This window comes from Microbacterium sp. SORGH_AS_0421, from assembly GCF_030818635.1.
Classification (GTDB): Bacteria; Actinomycetota; Actinomycetes; order Actinomycetales; family Microbacteriaceae; genus Microbacterium.
The window spans coordinates 945398-968381 of the sequence record NZ_JAUTAO010000001.1 but is presented as its reverse complement, the minus strand read 5'-3'; the positions used below and the strand labels follow the sequence as shown (position 1 = coordinate 968381).

Below are 22984 nucleotides of genomic sequence, written 5' to 3'. Positions count from 1 at the left end.
TCGGATTCCGGCATCCGTTGTGCACCTCATGCGGTCGCGCGCATGGGTCGCGCGTTAGCGTGGGACCATGACCCCGCTCGACGATCCCGCTCTCGTGCGCGTTCTGGCAGCCGACGGCACGCTGGCGCCCACGCCCGCGGCCGAGCGCTACCTGCCGCTCATCGACGCCCTCAGCGACGCCGAACTCGAGACCTTCTACCGCGACATGGTGTCGATCCGCGCCTTCGACGTGCAGGCGACCAACCTGCAGCGTCAGGGCCAGCTGGCCCTGTGGCCGCCGTCGTTCGGGCAAGAGGCGGCGCAGGTCGGCTCGGCTCGCGCGGCCCGCGCGCAGGACCACATCTTCCCCTCATATCGCGAGCACGTGGTCACCCGCATTCGCGGCGTCGATCCGCTCGACATCATCCGGCTCATGCGCGGACTCACCCACGGCGGGTGGGACCCCACCGACCCGAAGAACGGCAACACGCACATCTACACGCTCGTACTCGGCGCGCAGACGCTGCACGCCACGGGCCTCGGCATGGGACTCGTCTTCGAAGGCAAGTGCGGCACGGGCGACCCCGAGCGCGACGAGGCCGTCATCGTCTACTACGGCGACGGTGCCTCCAGCCAGGGCGACGTGCACGAGGCGATGGTCTTCGCCGCGAGCTTCCAGACGCCCGAGGTGTTCTTCCTGCAGAACAACCAGTGGGCCATCTCGGTCCCCGTCGCCACGCAGTCACGCTCGCCGCTGTACAAGCGCGGCGAGGGCTACGGCATCCCGAGCACCCAGGTCGACGGCAATGACGTGCTCGCCAGCTACGCCGTGTCGAAGACGGCGCTCGACGAGGCTCGTGCCGGCGGTGGCCCGCGCGCGATCGAGGCGATGACGTACCGCATGGGCGCGCACACCACGAGCGACGACCCCACGAAGTACCGCACCTCCGACGAGGAGCAGTCGTGGGGCCGGCGTGACCCGATCGCCCGCATGCGCGCGTTCCTCGAGGCCCGCGGGGCGTCGCAGCAGTTCTTCGACGACGCGGATGCCGAGGGCCGGGCGCTCGCCGACGACGTGCGCGTGCGCACGAACGAGCTGGGCTCGATCCCGCGCGCCCACATGTTCGAGAGCGTGTACTCCGAGGCGCATGCGCTCATCGAGGAGGAGCAGCGCTGGCTCGACGACTACGAGGCGTCGATGGAAGGGGGCGCGCAGTGACCGAGAATCTCCCGATCAGCCGGGCTCTCAACGCCGGCCTGCGTCGCGCGCTCGAGACGAACGACCGCGTCCTGCTCATGGGTGAGGACATCGGCCCCCTCGGCGGCGTCTTCCGCGTCACCGAGGGCCTGCAGAAGGACTTCGGTCCCCGCCGCGTCATCGACTCGCCGCTGGCCGAGTCGGGCATCGTCGGCACCGCGATCGGGCTCGCGATGGGCGGCTTCCGGCCGGTCCTCGAAATCCAGTTCGACGGCTTCGTCTTCCCCGCGTTCGACCAGATCACCTCGCAGCTGGCGAAGATCACGAACCGCCACGAGGGTGCCGTGCAGATGCCCGTCGTCATCCGCATCCCCTACGGCGGGCACATCGGCGCGGTCGAGCACCACCAGGAGAGCCCCGAGGCGTACTTCACGCACACCGCAGGGCTCCGGGTCGTCAGCCCGTCGAACGCCAACGACGCGTACTGGATGATCCAGCAGGCGATCGACTCGCCCGACCCGGTCGTGTTCCTCGAGCCCAAGGCGAAGTACTGGCAGAAGGGCGAGGTCGACCTCGAGGCCCCCGCGCTGCCGTTGCACGCGAGCCGGGTCATTCGCCGCGGCACCGATGTGACCCTCGTCGGTCACGGAGCCATGGTCACGACCCTGCTGCAGGCCGCAGCTCTCGCCGAGAGCGAGGGGACGAGCTGCGAGGTCATCGACCTGCGCTCGCTCTCGCCGGTCGACTACGGCCCCCTGCTCGACTCGGTGCGTCGCACGGGCCGCATGGTCTACGCGCAGGAGGCGCCGGGCTTCACCTCGCTCGGCTCAGAAATCGCCGCGACCGTGATGGAGAAGGCGTTCTTCGCGCTCGAGGCGCCCGTGCTGCGCGTATCGGGCTTCGACGTGCCGTTCCCGCCCGCGAAGCTCGAGGGCACCTACCTGCCCGATGCTGACCGCATCCTCGAGGCCGTCGACCGGTCTCTGGCCTACTGACCCGCTCTTCCTCTCCCCGCCATGAACCGCGAGACTGCATCTCGCTGACGAAACAGCGACAACCTGCCACCGTTTCGTCAGCCGATTGCCGTCTCGCGAGCAAAGGACACCCCGTGACCGAGCAGACCTTCGTTCTCCCCGACGTCGGAGAAGGCCTCACCGAGGCCGAGATCGTGCAGTGGCGCGTCGCGCCCGGTGACAGCGTCGCCGTCAACGACGTGATCGTCGAGATCGAGACCGCGAAGTCGCTCGTCGAGCTGCCGTCGCCCTACTCGGGGACGGTCGGCGAGCTCCTGGCATCCGAGGGCGCCACCGTCGAGGTCGGCGCCCCGATCATCACGATCGGATCGACGGGTGCCGGCACCCCGGCGCCCGCGGCCCCGGTCAGTGTTCCCGAACCCAGCGACCCCGGCGGAGCGGTGCTCGTCGGCTACGGCACCGGTGGGGCGGTGTCGTCGCGTCGTCGCAAGCCCGCCGAGCGCCCCGTGAAGGCCTCGGTCGGCGTGGTCGCCAAGCCTCCGATCCGCAAACTCGCGCGCGATCTGGGCGTCGATCTCTCAGCCGTGACGCCGAGCGGACCCGCGGGTGAGGTGACCCGCGACGACGTCGTGAAGCACGCCGAGCAGGCGAGCGTCTTCCGCAACATCGAGACGCCCGCGTGGGGCGCGGTGCGTGAGGAGACGATCCCGGTGTCCGCTCCCGCGGCGCCCGCGCCCGTGGCATCCGCCCCTGCCTCCGACGCCCGCGAGGAGTCGATTCCCGTCCGGGGCGTCCGCAAGGCGACCGCGAACGCGATGACCTCGAGCGCCTACTCGGCGCCGCACGTGTCGGTGTGGGTCGACGTCGACGCGTCGCGCACCATGGAGCTCGTCAAGCGTCTCAAGGCCTCACCCGACTTCGCCGACGTCAAGATCTCGCCGCTGCTGATCATGGCGCGCGCCGTGATCTGGGCCCTGCGTCGCACGCCGATGATCAACGCCGCGTGGGTCGACACCGAGGACGGCGCGCAGATCTCGGTCCGCCACTACGTCAACCTCGGCATCGCCGCGGCGACCCCGCGCGGCCTGCTGGTGCCGAACATCAAGGACGCGCAGTCGATGAATACGCGCGAGCTCGCCAAGGCGCTCGAGCACCTGACGCTCACGGCGCGCGAGGGCAAGACGAGTCCCGCAGACCAGACCGGCGGCACGTTCACGATCACCAACATCGGCGTGTTCGGAGTGGATGCCGGCACCCCGATCATCAACCCCGGCGAGGCGGGCATCATCGCGCTCGGCGCGATCCGCCAGAAGCCGTGGGTCGTCGACGGCGAGGTGCGCCCCCGCTGGGTGACCACGGTGTCGGGCTCGTTCGATCACCGCGTGGTCGACGGCGACGGGATCTCGCGGTTCATCGCGGATGTGGCATCCGTGCTGGAGGAGCCGGCGCTGCTGCTCGACTGAGTTCGCGGATACGGTCCCCGGCGCAGCCGGAAGTCTGCTCGAATAGACGGCTGCTCACACCGGGCGATGTGTCGCGCGCCCGCCTCGAGACCCCGGGAACCGCGCATGTCGCGCACCTGAATAACGCCGGAGCGTCGGATGCGACGTGCTCTCGGGCACGGGACGCGAGTTCTTGCGCAGCCCCCGCGGCACCGGCTTCCTGTACGTGCGCGAGAGCTTCCTCGACCGCATCGAGCCGCCCTTCCTCGACCTGCACGCGGCACGCTGGACGGGCCCCGACAGCTACGTCGTGCGCGACGATGCCCGTCGGTTCGAGAACTGGGAGACCAACTACGCCGGCAAGATCGGCCTCGGTGTCGCCGCCCGGTACGCGGCGGGCTGGGGGCGCGACGGGATCGGGCCTCGGCAGCACGGCATCGGTCCCCGACGATTCGCCGTGATGAGGCCGCCCGGCCGGCGAGAGTCAGGGCAGTGACGGGTGCTCCCCGGCGATGTTCGACGTCATCCGGCCGCTCGACGTCTGCGCCGCTCCGCGCGGCGTGCCTCACCCTGTCGTCAGGTGCTCGCGGGCGACCTCGACGAGGATCTGGTGCATCGCGCGCTCGCCCGGGGGTCGTACGCGGTCGCTGCGGTGGGCGACGACGACGCGTCGTGAGGGCGCTTCCTGGCCCAGGCTGACGATCCTCACGTCGGGCCGCGCGGACTGCACCGCGGTCCGTGGGGCCAGGGCTACGCCGAGTCCGACGCTGACCATCGCGAGCGCCTCCTGATAGTCGTTCGCCTCGAAGGCGATCGTCGGAGTGAACCCGGCTGCGCGCGAGCTGCGTTCCAGCACTTCGGCGACCGGATGGTCGCGTTTGCGAACGATCCACTCGTCGTGTCGCAGCATCGACATGCTGACCTGTCGGGCTCGGCCGAGACGGTGATCTTGCGAGACGACGAGCACGGTGGGGTCCTCGAAGAGCGGGGTCACCGACAGGTCGGGTTCGTCGATGCGGTTCCATTCGTAGTCCCACAGCAGCGACAGGCCGATGGTGTTCTCGAGCAGGGACGCCACGAGCTCGTCGAACCTCGCACTCTGCACGTCGAGCCGGACCTGCGGATAGTCACGGCGGAAACGGCTGATGGCGATCGGCATGAGCGTGCTGCCGATGGTCGGGAAAGTCCCGACCGCGATCCTTCCGCGGCGAAGGCCGGCGAGCTCGCCCAGTTCCGATTCGGCGGCTTGCAGACGGCGGAGGATGTAGCGAGCGTGCCCCGCGAGGAGGGCCCCGGCCTCGGTCGCGATCACGCCGCGGGGCTGCCGGCGGACGAGCGGCTGGCCGACCTCCTGTTCCAGGCGCTGCAATTGCTGCGAGAGAGCCGACGTGGAGTAGCCCAGCGTCTTCGCGGCAGCCGTCAGGGAGCCGCTGTCGAGGATGGTCACGAGCACGGAGAGGCGACGAACGTCGAGCATGGAACCTCCGACTTTTGTGTGCAGCCTCCCGGCCTTCGGTAAATGTGCGTTAAGCAAACCTACACGCATAGCAGTGCGCTGAGGCCGTCGTCACAGTCCATATCCACTCGCAAAGAGCGTTTTTGCCGACCCAGGGAGGGTTAAGCAAGACAGTACCCCAATGAAGCAAGTGCCTGTTTTTATGAACCTTCGCTCGGACGAGTATGGAGCCCGATCCACCGAGGAGGCTTTGATGCTCGACATTCCTGCGACGCTCATGCGAGGCGGAACCAGCAAGTGCTGGGTCTTCCGCCGAGACGACCTGGAACGGGTCGGCGCCCCGATCGACGAGGTGCTCCTGCGCTTGTACGGTAGCCCCGACGGACGGCAGATTGACGGGATCGGCGGCGGCACCTCCACCACCAGCAAGGCCGTCATCCTCGCACCCAGCCGGCGCGACGACGCCGACATCGACTACTCCTTCGCCCAGATCGGACTCGCCGATTCCCGCGTGGACTGGTCGAGCAACTGCGGCAACTGTTCCGCGGCGATCGCGCCGTATGCATTGCACGCTGGATGGCTCCGGCCGAGAGGAGAACGAACGGCCGTCCGCATCCACAACACCAACACGGGCCAGCTCATCGTCTCCGACGTGCCCACGCCCGGCGGAAACTTCTCCGAGTCGGGAGACGCGCGAATTGCGGGCGTCCCCCACGCGGGGCTCGCGGTCACGCTGTGGTTCGTCGATCCGGCTGGTCGAACGACGGGCAGCCTGCTCCCCACCGGTCGGACGGCCGAGTCGATCGGCGGCGTGCCGGTGACGCTCATCGACGCGGGCGCGCCGGTCGTCGCCGTGATGGCCGCATCGCTCGGGCTCAGCGGGTTCGAGAGCCCGGCCGACATCGACAGCCGCCCCGACCTCCTGGCCCGGATCGACGGCATCCGGCGCGAGGCGGCGGTGCGCATGCGTCTGGCCACGACTCCGCAGGAGGCGGCGAAGGCGATTCCGAAAGTCGCACTCGTGTCCGCTCCGCGCGGAGACGACCACGATCTCGGCGTGGTCATGATGTCGATGGGAAAGACCCACCCCGCCCTGGCGATCACCGGCAGCGTCGCCCTGACGCTGGCCGCGACCACGGAGGGCACCGTCGTCCATCGACTCGCCGCATCTCGCGAGCCGGGGGCCGTCTCGTTCCGGACGCCGTCAGGCGTCATCACCACCCAGGCGGGGCGCCGAGGCGAATCGCCGGCGGTCGGCGTCGTGCGCACGGCACGTCGACTCGCCGATGCGTCCGTCACGCTGCCGACCGAACAACTCGTCGGCTTCGCCCCGGCCCTGGCCGAAACCGCCGTTCTCGTTCCATGATCAATTCGGCGGACAACCGGTAACGCGGACGTTCGCCTCCATCCTCGGGAGACAAAGATGTCACCAGAACTCATTTCCATCCTCGCCCTCTTCGCGATGGTCGTCATCGCGACGCTTCGTCCGATCAACATCGGCATCCTGGGCTTCATCGGCACGTTCCTCGTCGGAACGCTCGTCCTCGGACTAGACGAGAAGCAGATGCTGGCGGGGTTTCCCGCCGACCTCTTCCTCACGATCGTCGGCGTGACCTATCTCTTCGCCGTCGCCAAGCTGAACGGCACCGTCGACCTCATCGTCGACCGTGGGGTGCGTCTCGTCCGGGGGCGCACCGCGCTCGTTCCCTGGGTGCTGTTCGGCGTCGCCGCACTCCTGACGGCGATGGGAACCTTCCCGCCTGCCGCGGTCGCTCTCGTCGCCCCTGTCGCTCTCAGTTTCGCGGCGAAGCACGGGATGGATCCCCTGCCGGTCGGAATGACAGTCGTGTACGGCGCGCTTGCCGGTTCGCTATCGCCGATCTCGGTGCTGGGGCTTCTCGTGAGCGGCATGGTCGGAGACGTCCCTGGGTTCTCCCCGATCGTGCTCTTCGTCACGGCTTTCGTGTACTCGACGCTCATCGCGGTCCTCACCCAGGTGTTCTTCGCTTACAAAGCCCGAATCACCGGTTCTCGACACAGCGCCTCAACGGCCGACGGATTCGTTGGGACGGGCGGTGCGGTCCGCGGCCCACGTGTGCCGGCCACCGGCAACATCTCGGTCGATAGCGTGTCGGGGGGCGCGACCATGACACTGACCGAAACCTTGCAGACCACGCGCCTTAGGGTGACACCCGCCCAGGTGCTGACCCTTCTCGCGCTCGTTTCGCTGGCCGTCGGCGCGATGGTCTTCCACCTCGACATCGGCATCCTCGCGCTCGTCGCGGGAACGATCATCGCCTTCATCGAGAAGCGCCACCTCACGGCGGCCGTCGAGGGCATCAGCTGGTCGACCATCCTGCTGGTCGCCGGAATGATCACGTACATCAGCATCGTCGAGGAGGCCGGTGCGATCGAATGGGTCGCCAGCGGCATCGGCAGCCTGGGTTCTCCCCTGATCGGCGTGCTCATCCTGTGTGTCATGGCCGGCATCGTCTCCGCCTTCGCGTCGTCGACAGCCGTCATCGCCATCTCGATCCCGATGCTGCTGCCTCTGATCGAGAGCAGCCCGGTCGCAGGAGGCATGGCGATCTCCGCGGTGGCCATCGCCGCGAAGGTGGTGGACGTCTCGCCCTTCTCCACGAACGGCGCACTCGTCCTCGCGAACGCGCAGAACGTCGATCCGGCCGCCTTCTACCAGCGGATCCTCCGCTACTCCGCGGTCATCGTGCTCGTCGGGCCCCCGCTGGCGTGGGGGGCACTGGTCGTACCCTTCTCGCTCTGACGATTGCAAGCTGTGCCGGGTGGCTGCTGACGCCACCCGGCTCCGTCATCGACGGCGAGATGCGCGATGATCCGTGCCGCCGACGCCGAAGACCCCGGCTGGGTTCCTCCCACGCGAACACGGCCTCCCAGGCTGCGTTCGTCGAGATCGGCGACAACGACGACGCGCCGGCTGCGCGGCACGGTCTGCACCGCCGTTCACGCATCGGTGCGCGCACCTCCAGCGCAGAGCGCATGCGGGAGATCTTCGCCGAGCACGAGGTGATCGTCGAGGCGGTGATCGCCCCGGTGACGCTGAAGCAGCATCGGCGGCGGCGCTCGACCACGCCGAGAAGGCGCGCGCGATCACCTTGGCGCGCTCGCTCGCCTCATTTTCCGGGCAGGGAAGGCCGCTTCTCGATCGGCGTCGATCGCGTGGGAATGAGCAGCGCCAGCACCAGCGCGACCGCCGCGGCTCCGATTCCCAACAGGAACGACACCTGGAACGCCTGCGAGGTCGGGACGCGGGTGTCGCCGTCGCCGGTCGAGAGGGTCGCGAGCACGACGCCGACGATCGCGGCGGCCGTGCTCGTCCCGAGCGAGCGCGCGAGGGCGTTCAGGCCGTTCGAGGCGCCCGTCTCGCTCGGCGGCACGGCACGCATGATGAGCATCGGCATGGCGGCGTAGCCAAACCCGATGCCGAAGCCGATCAGGACGTTCGCGACGACGAAGTGCCAGACCTCGGTCGAGAAGATCAGGCTGAAGCCGTACGCGAGGATAAGCGAGATCGAGCCGGCGACCAGCAGCACCCGGGGGCCGATCGTGCGGGCGAGGGTGCCCGAGATCGGCGAGAGCACCATCATCACGAGGCCCGACGGCATGACCACGAGACTCGCGGCCAGCAGTGACAGGCCGAGTCCGACGCCGGTCGCCACCGGCAGCTCGAGCATCTGCGGGTAGGCGACGTTCGAGGTGAACAGGGCGAAGCCCATCGCGACGGATGCCAGATTGGTGAGCAGCACGGGGCGGCGGGCCGCGACCCGCAGGTCGAGCAACGGGTTCTCGACACACAGCTCGTACCAGCCCCAGACGAGCAGGATCAGGATGCCGCCGATGGCGAGGCTCAGCGTCAGGGGCGACGTCCAGCCCCACGAGTTACCGCGCGAGACGGCCAGCAGCACGCCGATCAAGCCGATCGCGAGGCCGACGGCGCCGAGGTAATCGAAGCGCCCCGCGGTGCGGAGCACGCTGACGGGGACGATCCAGAGGATCAGGACGAAGACGAGCGCGCCGAGGGCGCCGGCGATCCAGAACAGCCAGTGCCAGTCGGTGTTCTCGGCCACGAGCGCGCTGATCGGCAGACCCAGGGCGCCGCCGACGCCGAGGGTCGCGCTCATGAGCGCGATCGCGCTGTCGACGCGGTTCTCGTGCAGAACGTCGCGCATGATCGAGATCCCCAGCGGCACCACGCCGACGACCGCCCCCTGCAGGGCGCGACCGATGATCATGCCGATGATCCCGGTCGACAGTGCGGCGACCACCGAACCGAGCATCATCACGACCAGCAGCACCAGCACGATGCGGCGCTTTCCGTACATATCGCCCAGGCGGCCGGCGATCGGGGTGATGACGGCCGCAGCCAGCAACGTCGAGGTCACGACCCAGGCGGTGTCGTCGCGCGAGGCGTTCAGCAGCTGCGGCAACTGCGACTGGATGGGCACCACGAGGGTGAACATGAACGACGAGCACAGGCCCGCGAGGGCCAGGATCGCGACGACCAGACCCTGAGGGCTGTTCCGGGACAATCTCTTACGCGCGTTTTCATCCCGTGACATCGCCCCCCAGGCTACGCCCGCACTGAGAGCCCCGGGCTGCGCTCCGCGGGTAGGCGGCGGTCGGGGATCCTCGCCGATGCCTCGGCATCCACCCAATCCATTACCCCGCGTGACAGCCCGTTACCGGCCGTAACGTCTTGACTTCGGCATCCGCTGTGTCCGTGGTGGCCTGGAGCTATGACTTCTCGCACCTCCCGCCTGGCCACGATCCTCGGCGCCTCCACCGCAGCCCTCCTCCTCACCCTCACCGGCTGCGCCGGCGGTGCCCAGGGCGGTGACGAGTCCCGCCTCGTGCTCGGAGCCGACGACGGCAACGAGGCGCACTGGACGGTGCTGAAGCAGAAACTGGCCGACGAGGGCATCGACCTCGAGGTGCGCACCATCAACGACGGCGTGCAGCTCAACCAGGGCGTCCAGGACGGCGAGCTTGACGGCAACCTCTTCCAGCACCTCATCTACCTGTCGCAGTTCAACGTCGAGAACAACGGCTCGCTCGTGCCGGTCGGCGCGACCGCGGTTTACCCGCTCGCGCTGTACTCCGAGCAGTACACCGACGTGAAGGACCTGCCCGAGGGCGCGAAGGTCGCGATCCCCAACAACCCGACGAACCTCGCCCGCGGCCTGCTCAACCTGCAGACGGCGGGGCTGCTCACCCTGAAGGACGGCGGCAACGCCCTCTCGACCCCGGCCGACATCGTCTCGACCAAGGTCGAGCTGCTGCCGGTCGACACGAACCAGACCGTGACCGCGCTCAAGGACGGCAGCGCTCAGGCCGCGATCGTCAACAACACGCAGGCGCAGAAGGGCGGGCTCGGCGACGAGCTCATCATCTTCAAGGAAGACCTGAACAACCCGCAGCTCGCGCCCTACATCAACGCCTTCGTCACCCGCGACGACAAGAAGGACGACCCCCGCTGGGCCAAGCTCGTCGCCGCGTACCACTCGCCCGAGGTCGAGGCCACGGTCACCGAGCTGAACCAGGGCAACCTGCAGTTCAAGACCGAGTGGACCGCCGCGCAGCTGCAGGACGAGCTGACGAGCCTCGAAGACGCCCTCAAGGCCCAGAAGGGATGACCGCGGTCATCGAGCTGCGGGGCGTCACCAAGAGCTTCCGCACCGATCGCCGCTCCACCACCACCGCGGTCGACGACGTGTCGTTGACCGTGGAGGAGGGGTCGATCGTCGGCGTCATCGGATACTCCGGAGCCGGCAAGTCGACCCTCGTGCGCCTGCTGAACGGCCTCGAGCAGCCGACGTCGGGCACCGTCGAGGTGCTCGGCGTCGACGTGGGAGCAGCGTCCGAGGCGAAGCTGCGCGACCTGCGGCGCCGCGTCGGCATGATCTTCCAGCAGTTCAACCTGTTCACCTCCCGCACGGTGGCGGCCAACGTCGCCTACCCGCTCAAGGTCGCGGGCTGGAAGAAGGCCGACCGCGACAAGCGCGTCGCCGAGCTGCTCGACTTCGTCGGCATCGGCGACAAGGCGAAGCAGTACCCGCGGCGCCTGTCGGGCGGGCAGAAGCAGCGCGTCGGCATCGCCCGCGCGATCGCCACCGACCCGCGGATCCTGCTCGCCGACGAGGCGACGAGCGCCCTCGACCCGCAGACCACGGCCGAGGTGCTCGACCTGCTGCGCGAGATCAACCGACGCCTGGGCATCACCATCGTCGTCATCACGCACCAGATCTCGATCGTGCACGAGCTGTGCGACCAGGTGATCGTGATGGAGGGCGGCCGCGTCGTCGACAGCGGCGACACGTACCGCGTCTTCGCCCACCCGCGCGCCGAGCTGACCAAGCGCTTCGTCGCGGCGGTCACGCAGGGCGTCCCGTCGGGTGAGGCGCTGGCGGCACTCGCCGCGGGCGGCGGCGACCTCGTCAGCGTCGAGGTGAACGAGTTCTCGAGCGAAGACGTCTCCGAGGTGTTCCACCGCCACGGCGCGCGCCACTCCGTGGTCTATGGCGGAGTCACCGACGTGCTCGGCAAGCAACTCGGCACGCTCACGTACCGGGTGCACACCGAAAATCTGGATGCCGTCGTGAACGAGCTGCGTACGCATACCGACGTCGTCGTTCCCACCGTGGAGGCCCGCGCATGAACAAGTGGGACACCCTCACCCCGGTGCTGCTGCAGTCCATCGGCGAGACCGTCTACATGGTCGCGGTCTCGCTGCTCATCTCGGGCCTCGCGGGCCTGGTCATCGGCGCGCTGCTGTACGCCACGCGGCCGGGCAACCTGTTCGAGAACCGCGTGGTCTTCGCCGTCGCGAACCTCGTGATCAACCTCATCCGCCCGATCCCCTTCATCATCTTCCTCACCGCCGTGGCCCCGGTCACGCGCGCGGTGACGGGGACGACTCTGGGGACGGATGCCGCGATCGTGCCCATCACGATCATGGCCACGGTCGTGATCGCCCGCGTCGTCGAACAGAACCTCGTGGCGGTCGACCCGGGCACCGTCGAGGCGGCTCGGGCCGTGGGTGCGCGCCGCATCGGCGTGCTGTTCGGCGTCGTCATCCCCGAGGCCCTCGCCCCGCTGATCCTCGGCTACACGTTCATGTTCATCGCGGTCGTCGACATGTCGGCGATGGCCGGATACATCGGCGGCGGCGGCCTCGGAAACTTCGCCATCATCTACGGCTATCAGCAGTTCAACCAGCAGGCGACGTGGGTGACCGTGGCGATCATCGTCGTCATCGTGCAGGCGGGCCAGCTGATCGGCAACGCGCTCGCGCACCGCATCCTGCGCCGCTGACGCGGATCGGCTCGCACGGCGCGGCGCTCGCGCCTCGGCATTCCGGCGGCTGCCCACACACGCCGCTCTGCCTCACGGCGGGGCGGCGTGTTCACGACACCGGGCACAGAACACCGGATGCCGGGGACTCGGCGCGCATATCCGTCGCTCGGGCGGTCGAGGTCACGGTCGCGGCCTCGTGCCCATTGCGTTCCGTCCGATACCGTTTCTTTCCGTATGGTACCTTTCGTTGGTCTACATCGGTCCGCGGCTGCCCGAGGTCTCGGCGCGAGCGGTGAGGGGTGGGCGCACTCGCGTTGAGTTACCGCAGTCAATGAGTCCAGATGAGAGGTCGGACGGGATGTCTAAGAGTTTGAGGTGGGGGCGACCGGTGCTGGCCGGGGTCCTGGTGGGGGTGCTCGCACTGTCTGTTCCGACAGCGGCCTCCGCAGCGGACGTCACTAGCATTCCGGTCGGCAAAGGACCGTTGTCGGTGGCGGTGTCCAAGGATGGGGCTGTGGCATACACCGCCGACTTGGATAATAAGACGGTGTCGCGGATCACAGATCTGGCGGCTGCGACTCCGAAAGTCGTGAGCATCCCCATTGGTGTGGGCCCCCGCGCGGTGGCGGTTTCTCCGGACGGGAATGCGGTTTTTACGGCCAACTCCGACGCGAACACCGTGTCACGGGTCACCAATCTGACCGCAGTGACGCCGACCGTCACGAATATCCCGGTCGGCACGAGACCCTGGTCGGTCGTTGTGTCCCCCGACGGCGCGGCCGTGTATACCGCCAACGTGGGCGATAGCACTGTGTCGCGCATTACGAATCTGACTGCAGCGACTCCCACTGTCGCGAGCATTGGGTTAGGGAAAGGCGCAGTATCTGTGGCGGTATCTCCCGACGGGGCTACTGTCTACACGGCCAACGGCCGCGACAACTCGGTGTCGCGAATAACAAACCTCACTTCGACGAACCCGACGGTGGCTCACATCCAGATCGGCTCGAGCGTCGACGCCGTGGCGGTGTCCCCTGATGGGGCGACTCTGTACGCTGCCAGTCCCCAGACGTTGCATCGGATTACGAACCTGACCGCCGTCACCCCGACCGTGAGCGACATCTCCATCGGGGTCCAGGCGAAGTCGTTGGCGGTCTCACCCGATGGAGCGACGGTCTACACCGCTAATCCCTTCAGCAACACGTCGACGCAGATCACGAACCTGTCCAGTGCGACCCCCACCGTGACCAGCACCGGCGTCGGAAGCTACCCCTACTCCGTCGCGGTGTCCCCGGACGGATCCGGTTTCTACACTGCGGATTACTCGGACAATGCGGTGTCGCGGGTGTCGTCGACCGCCGCGCCGGCATTCACGGCGGCCGCGCCGCCCGCGGCAACGGCGGGATCGGCGTACTCGTACACGTTCACCGCGTCGGGTAGCCCCGCTCCGACGTTCTCGGTGGCGACGGATGACACTCTCCCCGCCGGGCTGACCCTCGATGCCAGCTCCGGTGGGCTCTCGGGTACTCCCACCACTGCCGGCACGAGCACCTTTCGAGTTGTAGCGAAGAACTCCGCCGGTCAGGTGACGTCGGATCTGATCACTTTCACCGTCCGTCAAAAACCGTTGTTCACGGCGGCAGCACCACCTGCGGCGGAGCTGGGTTCGGCGTACTCGTACAGGTTCACCGCGTCGGGTTATCCTGCTCCGTCGTTCTCGGTGGCGACGGGCGACACTCTCCCCGCCGGGCTGACCTTGGGCGCCACCTCTGGTGAGCTGTCGGGTACTCCCACCGCTTCCGGGACCAGCACGTTCCGGGTGGTTGCAGAAAACTCCGCCGGTCAGGTCACAACGGATCCGATCACGTTCACCGTGCGGAAGGCGCCGGCATTCACCGCGGCCGCGCCGCCGGCAGCGACGGTGGGGACGGCGTATTCGTACACGTTCGCCGCGTCGGGCACCCCCGCGCCGACCTACAGCCTGGCATCGGGAGGCGCGCTTCCTGTGGGCTTGAGCCTGAACGCTACTACCGGCCAGCTTTCCGGTACGCCCTCCGTGGAGGGTGCGAGCACGTTCCAGATTACGGCCGCGAACTCGGCGGGGAAGGTGACGTCGGATCCGATCACGTTCACGGTGCGGAAGGCGCCGACATTCACCGCGAATACGCCGCCGGCTGCGGTAACGGGTTCAAAGTATTCGTACTTCTTCGTTGCGTCGGGTTACCCCGCGCCCACTTACAGCCTGGAGACGGGAGGCACCCTCCCCGCGGGCCTCACGTTGTATCCCGCGACCGGCGAGCTAGCGGGCATCCCCACAGCATCGGGCACGAGCACGTTCCGGATTGTTGCGACGAATGCTGCCGGCAAGGCGACGTCGGACCTGATCACATTCACCGTGCAGGACAAGCCGGTATTCACGGCGGTGACCCCTCCTGCAGCGGTCAAAGGATCGTCGTACTCGTACACGTTCACCGCGTCCGGTTCGCCCGCACCGACGTTCAGCCTGACGACGGGGGACGCTCTCCCGGCCGGTTTGACCCTGAACGCGACGACCGGTGAGCTCTCGGGCACACCCACCACTGCGGGCACGGGCACGTTCCGGGTGGTCGCAACCAACGCCGCTGGTTCCGACACGTCGGATCCGATCGCGTTTACGGTGCAGGCGCCACCGGTGTTCACCGCGGCCGCGCCGCCGACAGCGACGGCGGGGACGGCGTACTCGTACACCTTCACCGCGTCGGGCGCCCCTGCTCCGACGTTCAGCCTCGCGACCGGTGACGCTCTTCCTCCGGGGCTCACCCTGGACGCCGCCACGGGTCGGTTGGCGGGCGCGCCCACAGCTGCGGGCTCGAGCACGTTCCGGATCGTTGCGGCCAACGCTCTGGGGACCGCGACGTCGGATCCGATCACGTTCGTCGTGAGGCCGGCTCCTGCGCCCTCTCCGTCCCTCACGCCCGCGGCGGACGCTAACAGGCCAGCGGTCTCGCCGGCCGCCGCACTGGCGATCACCGGCATGGCGGGAGCGTCGGTCGCCTTCGCCGTCGCGATGGTTCTCATCTCCGCAGGCATCGTGTTCCTGTTCACCCGTCGCCGTCGCCGGGGCGCCTCGGACCCCACGCGGTAACAGCGTCAACGCCCACCTTCACAGAAGGGGCCAGCCTGCGGGCTGGCCCCTTCCTCATCGTCGCCGTCGAGATGCTCGGCGGGCAGAGGCGGGAGCGGGATTCCCGGACGTAGCGAGTCAAGAGACGTGGTGTCCGCGGTGGCCGATCGCAGAACCGAGACGTGTCATCCGGGCCGGACGTGAGGCTGAGAACCTCGTATGCGCTACACCCTCAATTTGAGAACGATTATCAGCGGCGATACGGTTTCCCTATGACCCGTCGCTTCCTCGCCCCTGTCGTCCTTGGGGCCGTCTCCGTTCTCGCGCTCGCCGGCTGCGCCGGAGGTGCTTCCTCGCCCGCATCGTCGGACTCGTCCGGAAAGATCAAGGTCGTGGCATCCACCGATGTCTACGGCTCGATCGCCCAGGCGGTCGGCGGAGACGACGTCGACGTCGCCTCGATCATCACCTCGCCCAGCCAAGACCCGCACGAGTACGAGGCGAGCGCGCAGGACCAGCTGACGCTCAAGAACGCCGGCCTCGTGATCGAGAACGGCGCCGGCTACGACGCCTTCATGGAGTCGCTCATCCAGGCCAGCGGCACCACGGCCCCGGTGCTCACCGCGGTCGAGTACAACCACGACTACCCCGGCTCGAAAGAGCACTCCGACGACGCGAGCCCGGCGCCCAGCGAGAGTGCCGACGACCATGGCCACTCGGACGAAGACGGCCACGCTCACATCGAGGGCTTCAACGAGCACGTCTGGTACGACCCGCACACGGTCGAGGACCTCACCGAGGCCATCGCCGAGCAGCTCGGAACGCTCGCCCCCGAGCACGTGGCCGACTTCAACGCGAACGCCGAGGCCTTCACCCAGCAGATCGCCGGCCTCGAGGACTCCCTCGACGCGATCAAGGCGAAGGATGCCGGTAAGAAGATCTTCGTGACCGAGCCGGTGCCCGTGTACCTGACCACGGCGGCGGGCCTCGACAACGCGACGCCGAACGAGTTCAGCGAATCGGTCGAAGAGGGCCAGGACGTCCCGCCCGCGACCCTGCTCGAGTCGCTGCAGCTGCTGGACTCGGGCCAGATCGGCGTCATGATCGTCAACCCGCAGACCGGTGGCGCCGAGGTGACGCAGGTGCAGAACGAGGCGAAGGCCAAGAACATCCCCGTGATCGAGTTCACGGAAACGCTCCCCGAGGGTCAGACTTACATCTCGTGGATGCAGAGCAACATCACGGCGTTGTCCGACGCGCTGGCGGCGTGAGCGCGGCCGCACCGCTGCGCGTTCGCGGCGCCGCCCTCGAGAGGGGTGGCCGTGAGCTGTGGGCCGGGCTCGACCTCGAGGTCGAGCCCGGCGAGCTCGTCGCCGTGCTCGGCCCGAGCGGCTCGGGCAAGACGACGCTACTGCGCGCGATTCTGGGGCTCGAGCGGTTGAGCTCCGGCTCGATCGAGGCGCTCGGAGCCCCCGTGCGCCGCGCCGGTAACCGCCGCATCGGCTACATCCCGCAGCAGCGTCCGCTCCCGCGCGAGACGCCCCTGCGCGGCCGCGACATCATCGGCCTCGGGGTGGACGGGCACCGGCTCGGCCTGCCGCTGTCGCGAAAGAAGGACCGCGCGCGCATCGACGAGTTGCTCGAGGCGGTGGGGGCCACCGCCTTCGGTGACCGGCCGGTGGGTCTGCTCTCGGGCGGAGAGCAGCAGCGCCTGCGCGTGGGCCAGGCTCTCGCGGACGACCCCGCCCTACTGCTCTGCGACGAGCCGCTCACGAGTCTCGACCTGGCCAACCAGCAGGCCGTCGTCCGACTCATCGACCGTCACCGCCGCGAGCGGGACGCGGCCGTCCTGCTGGTCACGCATGACATCAACCCGGTGCTCTCGCGCGTGGACCGCATCCTCTACATCGCCAACGGTCGCTTCACCCTCGGCACACCCGACGAGGTGCTCACGACCGAGACGCTCTCGGCCCTCTACGGCGCCCCCGTCTACGTCGTGCGCGCGGGCGGTCAACTGATCGTCGTCGGGGCGCCGGATGCCGACGAAGCCCACCACCATCACCACGACGAGGACGACGCATGAACTGGTCCGACGTCGGCAACGCCCTGTTCGGCGGGGTGAGCCAGTACGGCGCGATCCTCGAGCTCGTGCAGAACTCCGTGTACGCGGGAGCCGTGCTCGGCCTCGTCGGCGGACTCATCGGCGTCTTCGTCGTGCAACGCGACATGGCCTTCGCCGTGCACGGCATCAGCGAGCTGTCGTTCGCCGGCGCCGCCGTCGCCCTGCTCGTCGGTGTCGATGTGGTCTCGGGATCGATCGTGGGCTCGCTCATCGCGGCGGCTCTCATCGGAGTGCTGGGCGCCCGCGCGCGCGATCGCAACTCGATCATCGGCGTGCTCATGCCGTTCGGTCTCGGGGTCGGCATCCTGTGCCTGTCGCTCTACAACGGACGCAGTGCCACCCGCTTCAGCCTGCTCACCGGCCAGATCGTGTCGGTGCAGAGCGAGCAGCTGGGGTGGCTCGTCGTGATCGGCGTCGCGGTGTTGGTCGCCTTGCTGCTCATCTGGCGCCCGTTGCGCTTCGACTCGCTCGACCCGCAGTCGGCCGCGGCCCGCGGCGTGCCGACCACGGCGGTGTCGCTCGCGTTCATGCTGCTGCTGGGACTCATCGTGGCGGTCGCCGTGCACATCATCGGTGCCCTGCTCGTCATGGCGCTGCTGGTGACTCCGGCCGCGGCGGCGATGCGGGTGGCATCCGGTCCGCTGTCGGTGCCGCTGCTCGCGGCGCTGTTCGGTTTCGTCTCGGCCGTGGGCGGGGTGCTCCTGGCCGTAGCCGGGACGCTGCCGGTGAGTCCGTACATCACGACCATCTCGTTCGCGATCTACCTCGCGTGTCGTCTGGTGGGTGCGCGACGCGACCGGACGACCCGCGCCCTCTGAGCCGTCCGGCCGGGGCGGGAAGGGCTCCCCCCCCCGCCGACTTCGAGCACGCCCAGCCGATTCACCGATCCCCTCGCTAGACTCGCGGCCATGGTCCAGCGCAACACGTGGCAGCGCGAACGCGTGCGGGAGGCCCTGTCCGGAGCCCCCGGTTTCGTCAGCGCCCAGTCGCTGCACGCGACCCTGCGCGACGAGAACACCGGCATCGGGCTGGCGACGGTCTACCGCACGCTCGCGGGTCTCGCGGCCCGCGGTGACGCCGACTCGCTGCAGAGCCCCGACGGCGAGAACCTCTTCCGTGCCTGCGAGACGCGCGGCCATCATCACCACCTGATCTGCCGCTCGTGCGGCAAGGCCGTCGAGATCGCCGCGACCGACGTCGAAGAGTGGGCACAGCGCACCGCCGCCCAACACGGGTTCAGCGAGGCCGAGCACGTCGTCGACATCTTCGGCATCTGCACCGATTGCGCCCGCGCCCGGGCTCGTGAGCGTGGCGACGAATAGTCGCACCACGGCTCCCACGCCGCAACGCTCGGGCGCCTCCCGCACCCTCGTCGCGCTCGGCCTGGGTGTCGTCGTGGTCACGGCGCTGTTCCTGGTCGACGCCTTCGCCCCCACGTTCTTCGCACAGCCGTTGCCGACCCGCGCGCAGGACGGTCTCACCCTCGCTCTCAGCGTGCTCATCGAGTCGCTGCCCTTCGTGGTCCTCGGCGTGGTGCTGTCGATCATCGTGCAGGTGTGGGTGCCCCCGGGAGCGATCGAGAGATGGATGCCGCGCGCGCCCTGGGCGCGCCGGGCGGTGCTGTCGCTGCTGGGGATGTTCATCCCCGTCTGCGAGTGCGGCAACGTGCCCTTCGCCCGCGGTCTTCTCATGCGCGGCTTCGGAGTGAGCGACACGCTGACCTTCCTGGTTGCGGCCCCGATCGTGAACCCGATCGTCATCATCAGCACCCACGCGGCCTTCGGATTCAGCGACGGCATCCTGATGGCGCGCCTGATCGGCGGGTACCTGGTCGCCAACCTGATCGGCTGGCTGTACAGCCGGCATCCCGATCCCGACAAGCTGCTCACCGAACGCTTCCTCGAGACGTGCGAGATCGTCGTGCAGGAGCGCGGCGACCGTGGTCGGCGCACCCTCGCCCAGTTCGTCGTCGAGCTGCGCTCGGTCATGCCGGCCCTCATCATCGGCTCGCTGCTGGCCGGAGCAGTCCAGGTGCTCATCCCGCGGAGCGCCCTGCTGGCCATCGGGTCCGACCCGGCGCTGTCGATCGCCGCGATGATGGCGCTGGCGATCGTGGTGTCGCTGTGCTCGAACGTCGACGCGTTCTTCGCGCTGTCGTTCGCCTCGACCTTCACGCCCGGATCGATCGTGGCTTTCCTCGTGGTGGGGCCGATCATCGACCTGAAGATGATGGCTCTGCTGCGCACGACCTTCTCGACGCGCGTGCTCGTGGGCATGACGGTCGTCGTGGTGCTCTTCGCCTTCACACTCGGAACGGTGGTGAACCTCCTTGTCTAGAACGGGTGCTCTCGCCACGCGCTGGCTCGGGGTGGGCCTGACCGCGTGCCTGTCGATCACGACCATCACGCTGTGGGCCACCGGCCGTATGGCGCTGTACATCAACCCCGATTCGGCGTGGTTCGCCGTTGGCATGGCCTTCCTGGCGCTGGTCGGCTCGATCGCCTCGTTCGCCCTGCCGCTCGGCGCCGAGGCCGACCACGGACACGATCACGAGCACGGCCACGCCCCCGCCGCGGCCTCCGCCCGGCGCGAGGCGTTCGCGCACGCCGATCACGAGCACACCGATCCGCTCGACGCGCACGATCACGCAGCCCACGATCATCTCGCGGCCCGTCCGCGCCTGACCCCCGGCGGGATCGCGGCGTTCACCGGCGGCGTGCTCGCCTCGGGTGCGGTGATCGCGGTGCTGCTGACTCCCGCGGCGTCGCTGTCGACCGAGCTCGCGGTGTCGCGCGACGTGGGAGCCCCGCCGCTGTTCGCCGGCTCCGACGTGGTGACCCTCGCCGCGTCGGGCGACACCTCGAAGTTCGGCATCGGCGACTGGTCGGCGGTCTTCGCCCACGCCACCAACCCCGAGACCTTTGACGGAAAGCCCGTGACCCTCACGGGCTTCATCACCCCGGCCAACGACGGATCGAGCTTCGACCTCACCCGACTCGTCATCACGCACTGCGTGATCGACGCGCAGACCGCCCGCCTGCCTATCGCGGCCACCACCGACGCCCCCTCGACCGGGCAGTGGGTGACCGTCACGGGCACGGTGCGTTCGAGCGGCGACGGCAAGCTCGCGGTGCACGCCGACCAGGTCGCGGCCATCGCTGAGCCCTCGGACCCGTATGAGTACTGATTCCCGTCGCGGCGGCGACTCCCGGCGCTCGCGCACGCGTCGGCGGCGCGGGCGCGGCTTCGCGATCGCCTTCGCCGCGATCCTCGTCGCTCTCGTCGTCGTCGGCGGCCTCGGCGCAGTGGTGGCCGTGGCCCAGGGGCCGCGCGTCACGGACGTGCAAGTCGATCCGGCGGCCGCCGTCGCGGCATCCGGCTCCCGGGTGATCCTCACCACGACCCAGTCCCTCGAGAAGGTGGACGCCTCGCAGGTCCAGGTGGACCCGGCGACCCCGTTCACCGTCGACACCTCGGGTCGCAGCGTCGGCGTGCGTTTCACGCTGCCGCTGCGCGACGACACCGACTACACGATCACCGTCAACGGCGTGAGCGGCCTCGGCGCCGGCCCCGCCTCGACCCTGACCGAGTCGTTCCGCACCCCCGCCCTGCAGGCCTACCTGATGCAGCGCGGCACGCCCGAGGGCGACACCATCTTCCGCACCGACCTGCAGGGGCAGGCGGGTCTGCCCGTGTTCGTGCACCCGCACATCGAGGACTTCCGCGCCACCGCCAACCACCTCGTGATCTCGGTGCGCGACGGCGACACCCCGCGGGTCATCGTGACCGACCCCGACGGCAAGAACCAGCGCGACATCGCCCTCCCGGGCCCCGGCTACGTCACCAACCTGCAGTCGGCCGACCGGGGCGAGCGCATCGGATTCACCTTCTCGGATGCCGACCTGGGCGCTGCCGGGGGACGCGAGAGCCGTCTGTTCACGGCGTCGGCGGCCGACGACGCCCCGCCCGTCGAGGTGGGGCTGAACGGCGGCGACGTGCGCATCGCCGACTACCGTTTCGTGCCCGACACCGACAGCATGCTGGTGCTGACCTTCGACTCGCGACTGCTGCTGACCGACGCGCAGGGCGGTAACGCCGCGCCTCTCGGCAGCGCCGTCTCGATCGACGGCATCGCGCGCGGATCGTCGGTCGCGATCGTGGAGCGCCTCGAGGGGATCCGCGAGATCAACCTCACCGACGGCTCCGAGCAAGCGCTGGTCGACCCCGTCGATCCCCCCGGCATGGCGGGGCGCGCGACGCCCCTGCCCGGGGCGGGCACGGGCACGATCCGATCGTTCGCCGACATCAGCTCCGACGGGGTCTCCCGTTCCACGATCGTCTCGCACGTCGACACCGACGGAACCGTCCGTCAGCTGCTGAGCGTGCCGGGCTCGGACACCGTGCTGCAGACCTGCGTGTCTCCGAGCGGCCGCTACGCCGCCGTGCTCGTGGCTCCCCGAGCCGTCGACAACCCCTTCGACCGGTATCAGCTGCCGCTTCCGCAGCGTCTGCTCACGCATCTCGTCGAAGTCGACAGCGGCCAAGAGGTCGTGGCGCTGCAGGGCTTCGACCTCTCGTGGTGCCAGGTTCCCCCGCAGTGATGCGACCCGCGACCCGCGCCGACCTCGTCGACCTGCCGGTCGAGGCCGCGCCGCGGCTGCTCGGCGCCGTGCTCGAAACCGAGGTCGCCGGCGAGCGGGTCCGCGCGCGCGTGACCGAGGTCGAGGCGTACCACGGCCGCGGCACGGGCGACCAGCCCGATCCGGGCTCGCACGCGCGCATGGGACCGACCGCGCGCAACGCCACCATGTGGGGCGAGCCCGGTCACCTGTACGTGTACCTGAGCCACGGCATCCACTCGTGCGTCAATGTCGTCTGCGGCCCCGAGGGCGTCGCGGGTGGAGTGCTGCTGCGCGCCGGAGAGATCGTCGAGGGTGCGGACATCGCCGAACGCCGACGCCTCGAACGCCGCGGGGCCGTGCGCTCGTCGCGCGATCTCGCCCGCGGTCCCGGGCGCTTCGCGGACGCGGTGGGTCTTCGGCATCCGATCCACGACGGCATCGACGCGGTCACCGGCGAGATGTGCGCGGGCGCGCGAGCGCGGTTGCTCCTGCCCGACGCGCCGCCGCCGGGCGTTGCGATCGGGCCGCGCGTGGGTGTCGCGGGCATCGCGGGCACCGACGCCTTCCCCTGGCGCTTCTGGATCGAGGGGGATGCCACGGTCTCGGCGTTCCGATGGGGGCGGGGCGCGGCCGAGGCGGCTGCCCGTCAAGGCGACACGCCGTCCGTGCTAGACTGACCCCTTGTCTGCGCGCACTCCAGCACGCAGTTCGCATCCCTCACTCTCGAACGTGGGCTTCGGCCGCGCTCGGACGGGGTGCAGA

General features: G+C 69.1%; 20 protein-coding genes. 18 read left to right on the top strand and 2 right to left on the bottom strand.

The window, feature by feature from the left end; translation table 11 throughout:
* The first annotated feature begins 67 nt into the window (after positions 1 to 67).
* From QE416_RS04540 to QE416_RS04525, 4 genes are all read left to right on the top strand, one after another.
* The gene (locus tag QE416_RS04540) at positions 68 to 1198 is read left to right on the top strand and encodes a thiamine pyrophosphate-dependent enzyme (RefSeq protein WP_307313854.1); all 1131 of its coding nucleotides are present in this window, start codon (positions 68 to 70) and stop codon (positions 1196 to 1198) included.
* Positions 1195 to 2172 carry an alpha-ketoacid dehydrogenase subunit beta gene (locus tag QE416_RS04535; RefSeq protein ID WP_307313851.1) on the top strand — a complete coding sequence of 326 codons (978 nt, stop codon included), beginning with the start codon at positions 1195 to 1197 and terminating at the stop codon, positions 2170 to 2172. Before QE416_RS04540 ends, QE416_RS04535 begins: the two co-directional genes overlap by 4 nt.
* Positions 2173 to 2285: 113 nt before the next feature.
* Entirely contained in the window at positions 2286 to 3614 is a 1329-nt protein-coding gene (locus QE416_RS04530; RefSeq protein ID WP_307313848.1) for a dihydrolipoamide acetyltransferase family protein, read from the top strand.
* Between the two features lie 145 nt (positions 3615 to 3759).
* Positions 3760 to 4089, top strand: a complete 330-nt coding sequence (locus tag QE416_RS04525) for a hypothetical protein (protein ID WP_307313845.1) — start codon at positions 3760 to 3762, stop codon at positions 4087 to 4089.
* 69 nt (positions 4090 to 4158) lie between these two features.
* Here the strand turns inward: QE416_RS04525 and QE416_RS04520 are convergent, their stop codons facing one another.
* Entirely contained in the window at positions 4159 to 5070 is a 912-nt protein-coding gene (locus tag QE416_RS04520) for a LysR family transcriptional regulator (RefSeq protein WP_210076750.1), read from the bottom strand.
* Positions 5071 to 5302: 232 nt separating this feature from the next.
* Here QE416_RS04520 and QE416_RS04515 point away from each other — a divergent pair, with 232 nt between their 5' ends.
* Positions 5303 to 6415: a PrpF domain-containing protein gene (locus tag QE416_RS04515; RefSeq protein WP_307313844.1), complete on the top strand. Its 1113-nt coding sequence runs from the start codon at positions 5303 to 5305 to the stop codon at positions 6413 to 6415.
* A 57-nt stretch (positions 6416 to 6472) separates the two neighbouring features.
* Complete coding sequence (locus QE416_RS04510; protein ID WP_307313841.1) at positions 6473 to 7831, top strand: SLC13 family permease; 1359 nt, start codon at positions 6473 to 6475, stop codon at positions 7829 to 7831.
* A gap of 367 nt (positions 7832 to 8198) precedes the next feature.
* Here QE416_RS04510 and QE416_RS04505 read toward each other — a convergent pair whose 3' ends face one another.
* The gene (locus QE416_RS04505) at positions 8199 to 9644 is read right to left on the bottom strand and encodes an MFS transporter (RefSeq protein WP_307313839.1); all 1446 of its coding nucleotides are present in this window, start codon (positions 9642 to 9644) and stop codon (positions 8199 to 8201) included.
* A gap of 177 nt (positions 9645 to 9821) precedes the next feature.
* On the opposite strand from QE416_RS04505, the gene QE416_RS04500 reads away from it, so the two are divergent.
* From QE416_RS04500 to QE416_RS04445, 12 genes are all read left to right on the top strand, one after another.
* The gene (locus tag QE416_RS04500; RefSeq protein ID WP_307313836.1) at positions 9822 to 10718 is read left to right on the top strand and encodes a MetQ/NlpA family ABC transporter substrate-binding protein; all 897 of its coding nucleotides are present in this window, start codon (positions 9822 to 9824) and stop codon (positions 10716 to 10718) included.
* Entirely contained in the window at positions 10715 to 11740 is a 1026-nt protein-coding gene (locus tag QE416_RS04495; protein ID WP_307313834.1) for a methionine ABC transporter ATP-binding protein, read from the top strand. The genes QE416_RS04500 and QE416_RS04495 overlap by 4 nt, the downstream gene beginning before the upstream one ends.
* Complete coding sequence (locus QE416_RS04490) at positions 11737 to 12396, top strand: methionine ABC transporter permease (protein ID WP_307313831.1); 660 nt, start codon at positions 11737 to 11739, stop codon at positions 12394 to 12396. The genes QE416_RS04495 and QE416_RS04490 overlap by 4 nt, the downstream gene beginning before the upstream one ends.
* A 496-nt stretch (positions 12397 to 12892) precedes the next feature.
* Positions 12893 to 15499 (top strand): putative Ig domain-containing protein, encoded by a 2607-nt coding sequence (locus QE416_RS04485; protein WP_307313828.1) that lies wholly within the window; start codon positions 12893 to 12895, stop codon positions 15497 to 15499.
* 251 nt (positions 15500 to 15750) lie between these two features.
* Positions 15751 to 16749, top strand: a complete 999-nt coding sequence (locus tag QE416_RS04480; protein WP_307313826.1) for a metal ABC transporter solute-binding protein, Zn/Mn family — start codon at positions 15751 to 15753, stop codon at positions 16747 to 16749.
* Positions 16746 to 17561, top strand: a complete 816-nt coding sequence (locus QE416_RS04475; protein WP_141378000.1) for a metal ABC transporter ATP-binding protein — start codon at positions 16746 to 16748, stop codon at positions 17559 to 17561. The genes QE416_RS04480 and QE416_RS04475 overlap by 4 nt, the downstream gene beginning before the upstream one ends.
* Complete coding sequence (locus tag QE416_RS04470; protein ID WP_307313824.1) at positions 17558 to 18418, top strand: metal ABC transporter permease; 861 nt, start codon at positions 17558 to 17560, stop codon at positions 18416 to 18418. Before QE416_RS04475 ends, QE416_RS04470 begins: the two co-directional genes overlap by 4 nt.
* Positions 18419 to 18508: 90 nt before the next feature.
* The gene (locus QE416_RS04465) at positions 18509 to 18922 is read left to right on the top strand and encodes a Fur family transcriptional regulator (protein ID WP_103207737.1); all 414 of its coding nucleotides are present in this window, start codon (positions 18509 to 18511) and stop codon (positions 18920 to 18922) included.
* Positions 18903 to 19937, top strand: coding sequence for a permease (locus tag QE416_RS04460; protein WP_307313823.1), 1035 nt, complete (start codon positions 18903 to 18905; stop codon positions 19935 to 19937). Before QE416_RS04465 ends, QE416_RS04460 begins: the two co-directional genes overlap by 20 nt.
* Positions 19930 to 20787: a DUF1980 domain-containing protein gene (locus QE416_RS04455; protein ID WP_210076776.1), complete on the top strand. Its 858-nt coding sequence runs from the start codon at positions 19930 to 19932 to the stop codon at positions 20785 to 20787. The genes QE416_RS04460 and QE416_RS04455 overlap by 8 nt, the downstream gene beginning before the upstream one ends.
* On the top strand, positions 20777 to 22201 hold the full coding sequence (locus QE416_RS04450; protein WP_307313821.1) for a hypothetical protein: 1425 nt from the start codon (positions 20777 to 20779) through the stop codon (positions 22199 to 22201). Before QE416_RS04455 ends, QE416_RS04450 begins: the two co-directional genes overlap by 11 nt.
* Positions 22201 to 22899, top strand: a complete 699-nt coding sequence (locus tag QE416_RS04445) for a DNA-3-methyladenine glycosylase (protein ID WP_307313819.1) — start codon at positions 22201 to 22203, stop codon at positions 22897 to 22899. The genes QE416_RS04450 and QE416_RS04445 overlap by 1 nt, the downstream gene beginning before the upstream one ends.
* Positions 22900 to 22984 lie beyond the last annotated feature (85 nt).

What these genes read in the sequence shown, in the direction of transcription:
- QE416_RS04505 (WP_307313839.1), bottom strand. Translation starts at nt 9,644, where the DNA reads ATGTCACGGGATGAAAACGCGCGTAAGAGATTGTCCCGGAACAGCCCT.
- QE416_RS04450 (WP_307313821.1), top strand. Translation starts at nt 20,777, where the DNA reads ATGAGTACTGATTCCCGTCGCGGCGGCGACTCCCGGCGCTCGCGCACG.
- QE416_RS04495 (WP_307313834.1), top strand. Translation starts at nt 10,715, where the DNA reads ATGACCGCGGTCATCGAGCTGCGGGGCGTCACCAAGAGCTTCCGCACC.
- QE416_RS04540 (WP_307313854.1), top strand. Translation starts at nt 68, where the DNA reads ATGACCCCGCTCGACGATCCCGCTCTCGTGCGCGTTCTGGCAGCCGAC.
- QE416_RS04515 (WP_307313844.1), top strand. Translation starts at nt 5,303, where the DNA reads ATGCTCGACATTCCTGCGACGCTCATGCGAGGCGGAACCAGCAAGTGC.
- QE416_RS04480 (WP_307313826.1), top strand. Translation starts at nt 15,751, where the DNA reads ATGACCCGTCGCTTCCTCGCCCCTGTCGTCCTTGGGGCCGTCTCCGTT.
- QE416_RS04490 (WP_307313831.1), top strand. Translation starts at nt 11,737, where the DNA reads ATGAACAAGTGGGACACCCTCACCCCGGTGCTGCTGCAGTCCATCGGC.
- QE416_RS04445 (WP_307313819.1), top strand. Translation starts at nt 22,201, where the DNA reads ATGCGACCCGCGACCCGCGCCGACCTCGTCGACCTGCCGGTCGAGGCC.
- QE416_RS04510 (WP_307313841.1), top strand. Translation starts at nt 6,473, where the DNA reads ATGTCACCAGAACTCATTTCCATCCTCGCCCTCTTCGCGATGGTCGTC.
- QE416_RS04470 (WP_307313824.1), top strand. Translation starts at nt 17,558, where the DNA reads ATGAACTGGTCCGACGTCGGCAACGCCCTGTTCGGCGGGGTGAGCCAG.
- QE416_RS04500 (WP_307313836.1), top strand. Translation starts at nt 9,822, where the DNA reads ATGACTTCTCGCACCTCCCGCCTGGCCACGATCCTCGGCGCCTCCACC.
- QE416_RS04465 (WP_103207737.1), top strand. Translation starts at nt 18,509, where the DNA reads ATGGTCCAGCGCAACACGTGGCAGCGCGAACGCGTGCGGGAGGCCCTG.
- QE416_RS04520 (WP_210076750.1), bottom strand. Translation starts at nt 5,070, where the DNA reads ATGCTCGACGTTCGTCGCCTCTCCGTGCTCGTGACCATCCTCGACAGC.